Below are 14,585 nucleotides of genomic sequence, written 5' to 3' on the forward strand. Positions count from 1 at the left end.
TATGAAAAAGATATTATATACAGCTGTATTGGGCACTATGCTTGTGTTAGGTGCAGGATGTAGCAAAACAAAACTGGATCTTTATCCATATAACCAGGTTGCTACCGAGCAAGCTTTTGTTGATCAGCAGGCAGTTACATTCGACGTAAACGGAATGTACCAAGGATTAAGAGCTTCAGGATCTTATTATGTTGGCGGTATCTGGAACATCTTAGGTGATGTTTTAGCTGATAACTTAGTATTAAGTCAGGCTGGAAGACAAAGCCAGAAAACTTATTACCAATGGACCTATAATTCAACCAGTACATATGGATTGTTTACAGGCGGTTATACAATTACAAGACGTGCAAATGCTATTTTAGAGAATATAGGCGGTTTTACTCCTGGTACGTTTAAAAACGACGCTATGGGCCAAGCCTTAGCCGTTAGAGGATTAGTTTATTTTGATATGGCTCGTGCTTACAGCAAAATATATGTAAACGCCGCTGATGCAGATTATACTTTGCCATATGTTACTACAACATCGGCTACAAATATGCCAGCCAGCGAACCTTTAAAAGGTTTTTACGATAAAGTAATTGCTGACCTTGTGCAAGCTGAAGGTTTAATTAGTGCAACGGGTAGTGGTGTAACCAATATCCGCATGAACAAGCAAGCTGTTGCAGGTTTGTTAGCAAGAGTATACCTGTACAAGGGTGATTATACTAACTGTATAGCTGCTGCTACAAGAGCTATCGGTGCAACACCTACTGCTTCTACCATTCCTTCAATCGCTCTTTTCCCTGGTATTTGGACTGATGCAACTGCTTCTGATGGTGCGGTTTTATTTAAAGTTAAGAACACTAGTTTAGATAACTTGAACACGCAAGGTGTTAACTATTATCAGGCTGTTACAGGTGGTATCAAATCTGAATATGTTGTTGACTATACCTTTAACAGTCTATTTCAAGCAACTGACGTAAGAAAATCATCGTATATCAGTACAAGCGCCTATAACGGAGTAATGCAAAACCACATCATCAAGTATGCTGGCAGAGCAGGTACACCAGCAGGTGTTGTTGATGGTAAAGCTATCAGAGTTGCGGAAGTGTTATTAGCTAGAATGGAAGCAGAATACAGAAATGGTGCTGCCACTATACCTGCTGCAGTTGCTGATCTAATTTTATTAAAAAGCAATCGCTATACTGGGTACGTATCTACTGTTGATGCTGCTTTAACTGGTACAGCATTACTTAACGAAATTTTACTGCAAAGACGGTTAGAACTTGCGTTTGAAGGTGACAGGTTCTGGGATCTGAAACGTTTAAACCAACCTGTAGTACGCGATGCCGTACATGGTGAAAACGCAGATGGATCAGGTACTCCTCCATCCTCAACAATAGCTACGTTAGCTGTTGGCGACTTTAAATTTAATTTGCCTTATCCACAAGGTGAGTTGACATTTAACCCTGCAATCAAACAAAACCCTGGTTATAATTAATCAATAAACGTGAATCGTCCTGAAATAAGTTGACGGATTTACGATAGTCCCAGTTGCGTAAGTAACTGGGATTTTTGTTTATAAACACTTTCGGGTGTTTTCATCTTCAAAGATAAATGTGGCCGGTAATTATTGTATAAATCTATGGCTTCTTCCGTTAATAATTTAGCATGAAGTTTAGATTTCAATACATTACCAAGACCAAACTCTTCTTTTAAAGTTCTATTCATTCGCTCGGCCAGCGCATTTTCGTACGGATCGCCATTCTCTGTCATGCTCATCTTTATCTGATGACGGTCTGCTATACTTACATACTCTGCGCTGCAATATTGTAGACCCCGGTCTGAGTGATGGATCAACGGATGCTGGTTGTTTTTCCTGTTTATTATAGCCATTTTAAAAGCTTGCTTCATTTGTGCTGCTTCCATGTTATCTGCTATGGCGTAACCCATTATCTTTCTGCTATAAGCATCTGTAACCATATTCAAATAACAGTTTCCCTCATCAGTTTTAAGATAAGTAATATCACTTACCCAAAACTCATCAGGCCAGTTAACAACAATATCTTTAACCAGGTTAGGGTACTTTCTTAGCCAATGCCTTGACATTGTAGTTTGAATATACCTTCGCGTAGGCAAAATAAGCATTCCGTGCTTTCTTAAGAGCGTAAACAGCTTATCTCTTCCAAATTTGATCTGACTGGCTTGCCGGTTATCCCGGATCTGATGATGAAGCTTTCTTCCGCCTAAACGTGATAATATCTTTCGCTCCTTATCGACAAGTTGTTTTACCTGTAATTCTTGCGCTGTTCTGCGTTCCTGCTCTTTGCAATGCTTATAAAAATATTGCCGGCTATACCCTAAAACTTTAGCTACAAATCCAACGGTTCGCCGTTCTTGCTTTGAGCCTGATCTGTAGCTTCTGACAACAGGCTCAAGTACTTTTTTCGGATATCTGTGTTTAACTGGCTGTCCGCTATGTCTATAGCCCGGTTTAATACTTCCTTCTCCTGCTCAAGCCGCTTAAGCTTTTTCTCCAGTTCCCTGATCTTTTTATTGGGTGTGTCCTTTTTCATGGCTTCGGATTCTTTCCAATCTAATCTACCATGTTTCCGCAACCAAATCAATACCGTACTCCGCCCTTGGATACCATAACGTAATTGAGCTTGCTTGTACGTGAGTTCGCCTTTTTCTACCGCGTCTACAATCTCCAGTTTAAACGCTAAACTGTAATCTCTTTGAGTCTTCCTTTGGTAACTCTTAACTTCCTGTTCTTTCATTTGTTAACACTTTTTGTGTCAACTTATTTCAGGACGAGACAACGAGTTAAAATAAAAAGCCGCCTTACTTATTGTAAGGCGGCTTTTTTATTGTTGCACTTTTAGATTGGTAAAAGAGTATCTCTTACTTTTTATCTACACTATATTTACCCGGCCCAACAAATATTAAACCTGCAAATATAATAGCATCTTCAATAGCGTGAGCGGCTTCCTCTAATCCGCCACCCGTATTCAGGTGCATTAACGTGGCCACGGTAAGGGTTATTAATAATAAAATACATACAGGCCTGAAAGCTAAGCCTAACGCCAACAAAAAGCCGCCAAAGGTTTCGGTACAGGCGGCCATAAAGCCCCAAAAGGTTGGTGCAAAGTGGATGCCTATGTATTTGGTTGCCGAGCCCAATTGCTCCCATTTATCGGGGCCTCCTAACAATTTAGGATATCCGTGTAAAACAAACATTACACCTAAACCCACCCTGATAATGAATAATCCGGTGTTGCGGTAACTACCTAAATTTGATAATATAGCCATACTTAAATATAATTAATGGTTGTATCGCTTTGGTTTATTGATAGGTTTACTTCCCGCCCAAATATTAGCGCCCGGTTATCTGAAATATGCCCTGCGGGGAAGTCAAAGCATACGGGGTAATTGTATTCTTTAACCAGGTCCATTACAATCTGTTCAATGGTTTGGCCGAAAGGGATATCATTATCTTTTATTTCGGTAAAGCCTCCAACAATTAATCCCGCAAGGTTTTTGAGTTTACCAGCGCGCTTGAGATTGTACATCATCCGGTCAACAGAATAGAGATATTCGCCAACATCTTCTATGAATAGGATCTTATCATCGTAATCCATATCAGACACCGAACCCGAAACGGCTACTAACAAGCTGAGGTTCCCCCCTATTAAAATACCTTCGGACTTACCCTCACGATTTAAAGCGTTTGATTTGAATTGGTAGCTAATATCCTCGCCAAATAAAGCTTTTCGCAAAGTTTCTAAAGATTTTTCCGAACCCTCAACTACATTAACAGGCATTTGGCCATGTATGGTTTGAATACCGAAATTGGTTTCAATGTGCGAGTGTAGTACTGTGATATCGCTAAAGCCGATGATCCATTTGGGGTGTTTTTGAAAGTTGCTGAAATCAAGCTTGTCGACCATCCTTATGGTGCCGTAACCACCCCGGGCAGCTATGATAGCCTTGATACCAGCATCATCTAAAAAACGCTGCATATCGCGGGCACGCAAATTATCATCACCGGCAAATTGGTGGTATGAGGCTGTTACGGTTTCGCCAATCACAACTTCCAATCCCCACGATTCTAACAGCGCGATGGCGGCCGTCATTGGCGACGGAAGTTTTTTAGCTGGACAGGTGATAGCAATTTTATCGCCTTTTTTTAGATAGGGTGGAATTGTGCTCATTTCATTCGTTAGTCCGGAAGTCGGGAAAGACCGAAAGTCCGAAAGTTTTTTGTTTTTTGTTAGTAATCGTTCGGATATAGCCTATTTCTTTCGGACTTTCCGTCTTCCGGTCTTTCGGACTAATCAAAATAATTATCTTTGCCAAACTATAAAAATACAGTTTAAATAATTGGAAGCGAAAACTTATAAACGATATACCATTACTGCCGCGCTGCCGTATGCCAATGGACCCAAGCACCTTGGCCATTTAGCCGGAGCCTATATACCTGCAGATTTGTATGTGCGCTACCTGCGCCTGCAAAAACGCGATGTTGTTTTTGTGTGCGGAAGCGATGAGCATGGTACGGCAATTGCCAACCAGGCGATGAAAGAGCACACCACGCCACGCGAAATAGTAGATAAGTATCACAAGCTGATCAAAGAATCTTTTGAGCAGATAGGTATCTCATTTGATATATACCACCGTACCAGCGACCCATTGCACCATCAAACCGCCCAGGATTTTTTCACTAACCTTAACGACAAAGGCATTTTTGTTGAGAAAGAAGAAGACCAATATTACGATGAGCACGCAAAAGCCTTTTTGGCCGACCGTTATATTATTGGCACCTGCCCTAATTGCGGTAACGAGAACGCGTATGGTGATCAATGCGAGAGATGCGGTACATCGTTAAGTCCGGAGGAGTTGATCAATCCACGGTCAACCCTGAGTGGTAATAAGCCTGTTCTAAAGCCAACCAAACACTGGTATTTACCTTTGGATAAATACGAAGGCTGGTTGAAGGAATGGATATTGAAAGATCACGCCAAAGACTGGCGCGCTACCGTTTACGGGCAATGCAAAAGCTGGATTGATGGCGGTTTGCACCCACGTGCGGTAACCCGTGATCTGGATTGGGGCATTAAGGTTCCGGTGAAGGATGCCGATGGCAAAGTTTTATATGTTTGGTTTGATGCACCAATTGGCTATATATCGGCAACCAAACAATGGGCCATTGATCATAATAAAGACTGGAAGCTGTACTGGCAGGATAAAGAAAGCAAGCTGGTGCATTTTATTGGTAAGGATAATATTGTTTTCCATTGCATTGTGTTCCCGGTAATGTTGCAGGCGCATGGCGATTTTGTATTGCCTGATAACGTACCCGCCAACGAGTTTATGAACCTTGAGGGTGATAAAATGAGTACCAGCCGTGGCTGGAGCGTAGAGATGCATGAGTATTTGGAAGACCTGCCCGGTAAGGTTGACGAACTGCGCTATTACCTGACCGCTATTGCACCCGAAACCAGCGATAGTGAGTTTACCTGGAAAGATTACCAAGCCCGTGTTAACAACGAGTTAGTGGCTATTTTGGGTAATTTTGTGAACCGGGTGATGATACTGATGCATAAGTTTTACGAGGGCAAGGTTGAAGCAACTACCAATACGGTAAATTTTACAGATGATAACCTGAGCAACGAGATCGGTATTTTGTATGACGAACTTGAAGCTAACTTTGAGGGATATAAATTTAGACAGGCACAGCAAACGATGATGGAAATTGCCCGTTTGGGTAACCGTTATCTGACTGAAAAAGAGCCCTGGAAAACTATTAAGACTGACCCGGAGGCGGCTAAAGATGCTTTGCATAACTGTTTGGTGCTGATTGGCCATTTGGCAACATGCTTGCAGCCTTTTTTACCGGGAACGGCTAAAAAGATATTCTATATGTTGAATATGCCGAATGGTGTGGTGCATTTTGATGAAGAACTGGTGTTTAAGAACGGCCATCAGCTAAACCCATCATCATTATTATTTGAAAAGATTGAGGATGATTTAATAGCCCGCCAGATACAAAAGTTAGTTGATAAAAAAGCAGCTATTGAAGGCCCCGTGGTTGAGGTAGAAGCCCCGGTTATCCCCGCCAAGCAAAACATTAGCTTTGACCAATTTGCGACCATGGACGTACGTGTAGGAACTATACTAACCGCCGAAAAGGTTGCCAAAACCAAGAAGCTGATGAAGCTTACCATTGATACGGGTATTGACCAGCGCACGGTAGTATCGGGCATTGCAGAGCATTTTGAACCCGAGGGTATTATTGGCCAGCAGGTGAGTATATTGGTGAACCTGGAGCCAAGAGAGATCAAAGGAATCATGTCGCAAGGGATGATATTGATGGCTGAAGATTCGGCAGGTAAGCTCAATTTTGTTTCGCCGCTTAATTTTACAAGCAACGGTTCGGTTGTGAGATAGCGGAATAATTTGCACCTTTGCAGCAAATAAGAATATGGTCCCGTAGTTCAACGGATAGAATAGGAGTTTCCTAAACTCTAGATATGAGTTCGATTCTCGTCGGGACCACCTCACGGGAAAGCACCTCGAAGTCGAGTGTTTTCCCGTTCTTTTTTTTGTCTAACATGTTGTTTATCAGGTAAATAACTTCAGCTAAAACATTGGTCTTAGGAGTTCGATGTTCAGCCCCGTCAAAATCGAGTTTTTCGGGGAAAAGTGAACTCAATATATGCCTCTGCCTTTTTGTATCTGCATTGTCGAATAATTTATCAAGCTTTGAAAAACTCTCAATGATCTTATCAACTAACTTTTCAATATCCACCCGCATTATCTTTTGCTCCGAAATATCCTGCAATTTGGCTTCTAAACGGACTATTATAGCTTCACAGTCCACTTTTATAAGTTTATAATCTGCCGAATCAATTTCTTCTTCAACCAGTAACCGGCGTGCTTTCGCCATCTTTTCGTTCTGTTTCGTAAGGTCATTTAAAACCTCTGCTTTGGCGTTAAATTGGGTTTTAGTTCGACTTTTGTACGCTGAGGTTACAACCATCCTAAAAAGCTCCACAGCGGCCGGATTGATTACCCATTCCTGAAGTTTTTCCAAAAACTTCACATTGGTGTTAACTGCATTATGACGTACACCACACATCGAATCACAATGATAATAGTAGTAATGATGGTACTTACCTTTCGAAGAACTACCTGTAAGCATCTTGTGGCAATTAGAGCATCTTATAAAGCCTCTCAAAGGAAGTGATTTCAAAGACACCATCTTAGCCGCTGTTTGTCTTTTTCTACCGTTAAGGATGTCCTGCGCATCATAAAATAAAGATTCAGATACTAACGGCTCATGCTGACCATCTACTATATAAGCTTCCTCTCCTTTGTGCTCTTTAATAATCAGCTTGCCACAATAAACGGGATTACGTACCATACGCCAAAAATTGGCACGCGAGCTATTTAAACCAAGCATATTTGCCTGTTTTCTGATTTGTTCCAGCGCAAAACTATTTTTGGAAATTTCTTTAAACACCCATTTCATAATAGCCGCCTCTTTCTCATAAGGGGCTATATATTTTCGTCCCTGCGGAGTAGTTAAATTCTGATAGCCAACGGGAGCGCTGCCCATCCATCTACCCTCTTTTTTTGCCCGGCGCATACCATAAAATACATTGAGTGCCCGGCGGTCATTATCAACCTCGGATGCTGCCAGGTATATCGCCAGCATCATTTTACTTTCAGGGATGGACATATCCAAAGGTTGCTCTATAGAAATAGGCTGTACATTCAGTTTTTGCAGGATGCCGATCATCTGATAGGATTCGCTGACATTCCTGCTAAATCTATCCCATTTGGTAAACAATATCATATCCACCTTACCCTTACTCTTTTTCAATTCAGAAAGCATGACCACCCATGCCGGGCGAATAAAGGTTTTGGCAGAATGATCCTCAAAAATAACCTGGCTGACATGGATGGAATTTTGCTCACAATAACGATGGAGCCGTTCGTCCTGATCTCGTTGCGAATATCCTTTATCAGCTTGCTCATCTGTGCTGACCCGGATATAAAGAATAGCTTTTTTCATAAAATTATCCGTTAAAGTTTGAATGATTAATAACGTTAAGTTACTCAATTATAACGTTTTATCTAAGCTTTTATTATCTATAAAGTGCTGATCTATAGATAGATTAGCTAAAAAATACATAAAATCGAGAATTGATTTTGCTTCCTCTAATGTGACCGTAATTCCATTTTTTTTGAGAACACTAACGGCGACTTCGGGCTTGATCAATCCGTCATGATGATAATGTTTTCCCATGATTTGCTTTTATTATATGCAGCAAAAATCAAGTAGTAACAAAACAAGCATTCCCATTGATGGGAACGGCATGGGATATATCACTATCTTAGTAAAGATGATAGAAGAAAAAACACTAACGCCGATACTGGATTTTTATATGACTGCTCCTTACGAGGATGTAGTAAAGAACATTATTGACAAGCAGCATGTGGACTATATAAAAAATATGCAAATCATCATTTATTCCAATGACCATAACCCACCGCACTTTCATGTAATATCTAAAGACAAAAGTGTTGATGCAAAATTTACCATCGAAGATTGTAACTATCTGGGCGGGGATATTGGCAATAAAGATTTAAAACGGATACAAGCGTTTCATGCAGACATGAAAACCCAAACAGTCATGACGATGATCTGGAATAAAAGAAAACAATAGGCATTTATTCTTTTGGCTTGTCTTCCCCCTCGTTATTATAATCTATATCTCTTTCCTCGTCTTCCCATTGCTTATGCAGCTTATCCAATGATTCAATCATTCGCTCCGGCAAATCACTGTTGCCGCTGGTCAATTTCAGCGTATTAAAATCAACATCATCACGTAAATCAGGTTTAAGCAACCCTTTCATCAACTCAAAAATTTCCTCGTCGGTGGCTGGCTCATTTGTTTCAGGATTTACTGGTCTACCCACTTCTTTCAAAAGTTCGACGAATTGCACAAAGTCAGCTGCACTACCTGTAAATTTGATTTCTTCCGGTGGTACCTCATCACCGACGACCAATAAGGCTTCCAGTTCATTTTCTAAATGATCCCGTAATAACTCATAAGCGCGGAATTTAGCAAATAGGTAATCAAATCCGGTAGAGAACCCTTTTTGCCCGTAAAAGAAAACCGGGTCTATTTCTATTGGTAAATCGCGAAAATTAAACCTGTCCTCAACCTGCCGTACAAAAAACCGGATGTCCAATGTTTCCAGGCCATCTTTGTAATAGCTGTACAAACTTTCATGCTGCTTAAAAAATAAATCAATCTCGTCAACCTCATCGGCCAAGAAATCTTTTTCTTCAGCACAATCAAATGGCCGGAACATTTCTTTGTTATGGACTTCGCACATATAAATGAGCCTGCCCATGATAACAGGCTTTACCTCTTTAAAAAAATAGATCTCTTCCGAACGCTTATTAAAAGGATGTTTAGTCACAAACTTTTGCAGGCGATCAAGGCATTTTTCTAAGTAAGGTATTGAATGTTGCGACCATTGAGCAGGCTTAGGATATTCAAGTCGTAAGCTCAATAATTCTTCTCCCATCTGGTCGATCAGGTCAGTACAGAAAAATTGTAGTTCTTCCATAGGATGTTTATAGATACTAAAATAAGCAATTTTATTGCTTACAGTGGTGAATTGTTAACAAAACCGCCCATTTTGGCGGTGGTCTGATCTTTAAATTTTTCATAATCAATTACTTGCGTTTTTTGTGGTGGGTTACTACCTGGTAGATAACCAACAGCGCCAACATGATGTTAACCTGATTCATGTGGCAAAGGGTTTCAGACGCCTAAACCGGCCTCAACCTAAAATCTCCCATCCGTAGGAACAGCATGGGAATGATCCGCGGCGCAGGGCGGCATCTTTGGCGGAAACAATAACCGCCATGAAACCGGAAAAATTAAAGCCGCCCGACCATTAATCAAGCCAACCTTAACCACAATCAGTATCAAAAAAAAGCAGTGTTAAAACCGGAAGCTAAAGCAGGCTTTTCGTAAAGTCCGTTGGCCTCGCGTGAGCCCAGCAAAGATGTATTTTCGTCCACGAAAATCACTTTGCTTGTTGCCACAAGAAAACCAGGGGCGGCGGAACTTGCCCCTTTGCTTGCGATAAGAAAAAAGTAAATGCCACGAAAAAAGTACGCCAATCCTGAAGCTGTGCTTACCCACTTTGTCCGAACGAGATTAACCAAAGCCGCCTTTAACCGGCTGGATAAGATCAGGCAAAGCAGCGATTGTCATAGCGTTGGCGAAGTGGCACGAAAGCTACTTAGCCAAGAAAAGATCACGCTCTTTTATAAAGATATGACGTTGAACAGCGCAATGGAGGAATTGGCCTTAATACGAAAAGAACTTAAAGCCATTGGTATCAATATTAACCAGCTAACCCGTGGTTATCATATTGCCAATAAAAAGGGGCAGTCAACCGATTCTCACTTATTGCAGGTCGCAAAACTTTACCAATCCGTTGATAAGCGGACAGACGAAATCTTACGGATCATTAACCAGCTTAGTCAAAAATGGTTGCCAAAATAATTATCGGAAAAAAATTGAGAGGCGCATTGCAATACAATGAAAACAAGGTATTGGAAGGCCAGGCAGATTTATTGCTGGCCAGCGGATTTGCGGGGGATGTTGACCAAATGAATTTCCACCAAAGATTACAGCGGTTTGAAAACCTAATGATGCTTAAACCAAGTGTAAAAACCAACACCCTGCATATTTCCCTCAATTTTGATGCGGTCGAAAAAATGGACGATGCAACCTTGCAAAGGATCGCCATTGCTTACATGGACAAGATCGGTTTTGGCGACCAGCCTTACTTAGCTTACCGCCATCATGACGCGGCACATGACCACGTGCATCTTGTTACCACCAATATACAGGCCAATGGAGAAGCTATTAATCTGCATAATATTGGCTTGCTTAAATCCAAAAAAGCAAGAGAAGAAATAGAGGTTGAATTTAACCTGGTCAAAGCAAAAGGCAAGCAATATAAACCCGACCCAGCGATCAAACCGGTAAACCTCGAAAAAGCTTTGTATGGCAAAACACCAACCAAACGAGCAATCAGTAATACGGTAAACGGGGTAATCAGTAGTTACAAATACGCTTCAATTGCCGAACTCAATGCCATATTGAAACAGTTTAATGTGATTGCTGAACGGGGTGCAGAAGACACGGCCATGTTTCAAAAGAAAGGATTAGTTTACAGTTTGTTGAACGAACACGGCAATAAGGTAGGCATATCGATCAAATCAAGTTCCCTGTATACCAAACCAACTTTAACCTATTTGGAAAAGCAGTTTATTCAGCATAAGGAAAACCGCCAGGAATTTAAACCAGCCTTAAAAACCCGGATTGATACCGTCCTGAATACGGGTAAGTACAACGAGCAAACTTTCACGGAGGCACTTAAAAAACAGGGGATAGCCGTTTTATTCCGGCGAAGCGATGGAGGTCAGATTTACGGGATCACCTTTGTAGATCACCAGAGCAAAACGGTTTTTAACGGCAGCGATTTAGGTAAAAGGTATACCGCTAAAACGTTAACAGACCAATTTAAGCAAGGTTACCCTTTACTAATGGCAAAGAGTAACCCACAACAGAGAACGGATAACAACCGCCTATCCAACAACTATAAACAAGACCAAATAAAATTTTCAGCAAATCCATTGGAAGCATTGCTAAAACCCACGCAGGAAAACGGTTCATTCCTGCCTAAGCGGAAACGCCGTAAAAAGAAAAAAATAAGCATTTAAAGTACTACTATGCAAACCGGAGAAAACATACAGGCCCTGCGTAAGATCATGGATTTTACCAGGTTGGCCAGCCTTCTGATGCTGGCGATCCATTTTTATTTATACAGCTACGGCGCGTTCCATGAATGGGGCTGGACAGCACCACTTATAGATAAGGTCATTACCCCATTAAGCAAACTGCCTTTGTTCAAAAGCGAACTTTTGAGCAAAGCGGCGGCTATACTACTATTGGCTATATCGCAAATCGGGGTCAAAGGCCGCAAAGAAGAAAAGATCAATAAAGAAAGCGTAATAGCCTACCTGATAACAGGAGTGCTCATTTACGCACTTAGTCATCTATGCCTGAGCTTTCAATCCGGCAATAAGCAAGTTGCTTTATTCTATATTGTTACCACCCTAACCGGCTACTTACTGATATTGACAGGTGCAAGTCGGTTATCACGTTTAATAAAAATCACTTTGGGTAAAGACATATTTAATAATGAAAATGAAACTTTTCCCCAACACGAACAGCTAATAGAAAACGAATTTTCCGTTAACCTGCCCGCTCAATATATCCTTAAAGGGAAGGTAAGGCAAAGCTGGATTAATTTCATCAACCTATTCAGGGGCTTGCTTGTAATTGGCACACCCGGTGCCGGTAAAACCTATTTTGTTATCCGGCATGTTATCGAACAGCATATAAAAAAGGGCTTTAGCATGTTCTTATATGATTTCAAGTTTGACGACTTGTCGCGAATTGCTTATAACGCCCTGCTTAAATATTATAAGAACTATAAAGTTAAACCAAGGTTTTATACCATTGATTTGGACAATCCGAAGTACCGCTGTAACCCGCTCGACCCGGAAAGTATGGAAGACATCACCGATGCGACCGAAGCCAGCCGCACGATCATGTTGGGGCTAAATAAGGATTGGATACGAAAGCAAGGTGATTTCTTTGTGGAATCTCCCATCAATTTTGTGACGGCTGTAATTTGGTATTTGCGTAAATACAAGGATGGTATCTATTGTACGTTACCACACGTTATTGAATTAATACAAACAGATTATGAACAGTTGTTTCCGGTGCTACAAATGGAGCCCGAAATAGAAGTATTGATAAATCCTTTTATTTCCGCTTTTATCAACGATGCCACCGACCAGTTGGAGGGGCAGATCGCCAGCGCCAAAATAAGCCTGGGGCGTTTGGCATCACCTAAACTTTATTACGTTTTAACAGGTAATGATTTTACGTTGGACATCAATAATCCCGAAGCGCCGAAAATCGTTTGCGTCGGAAATAATCCGCAAAAGATACAAACGTATGGGGCGGTGCTATCGCTCTACGTTTCAAGAATGATCAAGTTGGTCAATCGTAAAGGGCAATTAAAGAGCAGCCTGATTTTTGACGAGTTCCCCACCATTTATCTGAATAATATTGACGGGCTGATGGCTACCGCACGTTCTAATAAGGTAGCCACAACGTTAGGCATCCAGGACTATAGCCAGCTTAAAAAAGATTATGGCAGGGAGCAAGCCGAGGTTATTATGAATATTGTCGGTAATGTAATTAGTGGGCAAGTGACGGGCGATACTGCCAAACAATTATCCGAGCGTTTCGGTAAAATCAACCAGGTAAAGGAAAGTTTATCGATTAATAGTATGGATACTTCCGTTAGTAAATCAACCCAATTAGATTATGCGATACCAGCCTCGAAAATTTCCACGCTATCATCAGGCGAGTTTGTCGGTATGGTAGCAGACGAGCCTACTAACAAGATAGACTTAAAGATATTTCATAATGAGATCATCAATGACCATGAGGCCATTAAAAAAGAGGAAGCAGCCTACCAACCGTTGCCAAAAATCAGGGAGGTAAGCGAAGAAGAAATTATGGAGAATTATAACAAGGTAAAAACGGATATTATGGGATTGATCGAAGAAGAATTGGCCAGACGCAACCCTGCCGGGGCTATTGTCGAGCCGAAGAAGCTGGCAAGGGGTCAACGTAAGCAACCGCAGAAAAAGGAAAAACGCAGTTTATCCTTATAGCGTATAAAAAACCAAAGCCCAATTGCCTTTTTCACAAAAACAGGATTGCTTAATAGCATTTAACACTTTATAGAGCCTTATTTAAAGCCGATTATTTACTTTGCGCCAACTTTTTGTTAAATTCGTTTGAACTTAACGCATTTTGGCAACGCAAAGCACCCCTTCGGATCAGGAATTGGTTGACTTATTAAAGTCGGGAAACCATGCTGCGTTCACCGAACTCTACAAGCGTTACTGGGCCGTTTTATTCCATCATGCCCGCAAAATGTTGCAGGACGAGGATGCCGCGGTAGATATTGTACAGGACGTATTTACCACCATCTGGATCAAAAGCACAGAAATCAACATTAACATTTCCATTAAGGCTTACCTGTATGCCGCGGTACGAAACCGTATCGTCAGCAGCATCCGCCACAGTAAAGTACACGAAAGCTATTTGGATTCCTTGGTCACTATCATCGAAAAAGGTGAAATGGTAACCGACGAACAGGTACGCTACCGGGAGTTGTCGGCACAGGTCGAAATGGAGATCAGCAAGCTGCCGCCTAAAATGCGGGAGGTATTTGAACTCAGTCGGAAAGACGGCCTTTCGCACAGCCAGATCGCACAGGAACTGAACATCGCGGACGAAACCGTAAAAAAACAAATTTACAAGGCCATGAAAACCCTTCGCCTGAAGCTGGATGCCTTTTTGTTTACCCTGCTGCTTTGATCAGAAGCCCCAGACTTCCCCCTGTAAACTCCACCT

The 14,585-nt window shown here is 41.4% G+C and carries 12 protein-coding genes, 1 tRNA gene and 1 pseudogene; 8 read left to right on the plus strand and 6 right to left on the minus strand.

Translation table 11 applies throughout. The features are described 5' to 3' along the window. Window position 1 precedes the first annotated feature (1 nt). Window positions 2-1,480, plus strand: coding sequence for a RagB/SusD family nutrient uptake outer membrane protein (locus tag ABIN91_RS24830; protein ID WP_348054465.1), 1,479 nt, complete (start codon window positions 2-4; stop codon window positions 1,478-1,480). 38 nt (window positions 1,481-1,518) lie between these two features. Here the strand turns inward: ABIN91_RS24830 and ABIN91_RS24835 are convergent. The 4 genes and pseudogenes from ABIN91_RS24835 to ABIN91_RS24850 all read right to left on the minus strand — a co-directional run. After that, window positions 1,519-2,310: pseudogene (locus tag ABIN91_RS24835) on the minus strand (IS3 family transposase); the annotation flags it as partial. A gap of 41 nt (window positions 2,311-2,351) precedes the next feature. Further along, window positions 2,352-2,759 (minus strand): hypothetical protein, encoded by a 408-nt coding sequence (locus ABIN91_RS24840; RefSeq protein ID WP_348054467.1) that lies wholly within the window; start codon window positions 2,757-2,759, stop codon window positions 2,352-2,354. Window positions 2,760-2,883: 124 nt separating this feature from the next. Then, on the minus strand, window positions 2,884-3,291 hold the full coding sequence (locus ABIN91_RS24845; protein ID WP_348054468.1) for a DoxX family protein: 408 nt from the start codon (window positions 3,289-3,291) through the stop codon (window positions 2,884-2,886). 2 nt (window positions 3,292-3,293) lie between these two features. Further along, window positions 3,294-4,193 (minus strand): LD-carboxypeptidase, encoded by a 900-nt coding sequence (locus tag ABIN91_RS24850; protein WP_348054470.1) that lies wholly within the window; start codon window positions 4,191-4,193, stop codon window positions 3,294-3,296. A 169-nt stretch (window positions 4,194-4,362) separates the two neighbouring features. Here ABIN91_RS24850 and metG point away from each other — a divergent pair, with 169 nt between their 5' ends. Both metG and ABIN91_RS24860 read left to right on the plus strand, forming a co-directional pair. Further along, window positions 4,363-6,429 carry a methionine--tRNA ligase gene (gene metG / locus ABIN91_RS24855; protein ID WP_348054472.1) on the plus strand — a complete coding sequence of 689 codons (2,067 nt, stop codon included), beginning with the start codon at window positions 4,363-4,365 and terminating at the stop codon, window positions 6,427-6,429. Window positions 6,430-6,465: 36 nt separating this feature from the next. Beyond that, a tRNA-Arg gene (locus tag ABIN91_RS24860) sits at window positions 6,466-6,537 on the plus strand. Here ABIN91_RS24860 and ABIN91_RS24865 read toward each other — a convergent pair. Continuing rightward, window positions 6,500-8,059, minus strand: coding sequence for a recombinase family protein (locus tag ABIN91_RS24865; RefSeq protein WP_348054535.1), 1,560 nt, complete (start codon window positions 8,057-8,059; stop codon window positions 6,500-6,502). The genes ABIN91_RS24860 and ABIN91_RS24865 overlap by 38 nt on opposite strands. A 250-nt stretch (window positions 8,060-8,309) precedes the next feature. Here ABIN91_RS24865 and ABIN91_RS24870 point away from each other — a divergent pair, with 250 nt between their 5' ends. Then, complete coding sequence (locus tag ABIN91_RS24870) at window positions 8,310-8,714, plus strand: DUF4160 domain-containing protein (RefSeq protein WP_348054474.1); 405 nt, start codon at window positions 8,310-8,312, stop codon at window positions 8,712-8,714. A 4-nt stretch (window positions 8,715-8,718) separates the two neighbouring features. On the opposite strand, the gene ABIN91_RS24875 is transcribed toward ABIN91_RS24870, so the two are convergent. After that, window positions 8,719-9,627: an RteC domain-containing protein gene (locus tag ABIN91_RS24875; protein WP_348054476.1), complete on the minus strand. Its 909-nt coding sequence runs from the start codon at window positions 9,625-9,627 to the stop codon at window positions 8,719-8,721. A 539-nt stretch (window positions 9,628-10,166) separates the two neighbouring features. Here ABIN91_RS24875 and ABIN91_RS24880 point away from each other — a divergent pair. The 4 genes from ABIN91_RS24880 (at window position 10,167) to ABIN91_RS24895 (ending at window position 14,549) form a co-directional block, all read left to right on the plus strand. Continuing rightward, window positions 10,167-10,577: a mobilization protein gene (locus ABIN91_RS24880; protein WP_348054478.1), complete on the plus strand. Its 411-nt coding sequence runs from the start codon at window positions 10,167-10,169 to the stop codon at window positions 10,575-10,577. Beyond that, window positions 10,562-11,803: a relaxase/mobilization nuclease domain-containing protein gene (locus ABIN91_RS24885; RefSeq protein WP_348054480.1), complete on the plus strand. Its 1,242-nt coding sequence runs from the start codon at window positions 10,562-10,564 to the stop codon at window positions 11,801-11,803. Before ABIN91_RS24880 ends, ABIN91_RS24885 begins: the two co-directional genes overlap by 16 nt. Before the next feature lie 9 nt (window positions 11,804-11,812). After that, window positions 11,813-13,837 carry a conjugal transfer protein MobC gene (gene mobC / locus ABIN91_RS24890; RefSeq protein WP_348054482.1) on the plus strand — a complete coding sequence of 675 codons (2,025 nt, stop codon included), beginning with the start codon at window positions 11,813-11,815 and terminating at the stop codon, window positions 13,835-13,837. A 142-nt stretch (window positions 13,838-13,979) separates the two neighbouring features. Continuing rightward, window positions 13,980-14,549, plus strand: a complete 570-nt coding sequence (locus ABIN91_RS24895; protein ID WP_348054484.1) for an RNA polymerase sigma-70 factor — start codon at window positions 13,980-13,982, stop codon at window positions 14,547-14,549. Window positions 14,550-14,585: the final 36 nt, after the last annotated feature.

The organism is Mucilaginibacter sp., from assembly GCF_039921305.1.
Classification (GTDB): Bacteria; Bacteroidota; Bacteroidia; order Sphingobacteriales; family Sphingobacteriaceae; genus Mucilaginibacter.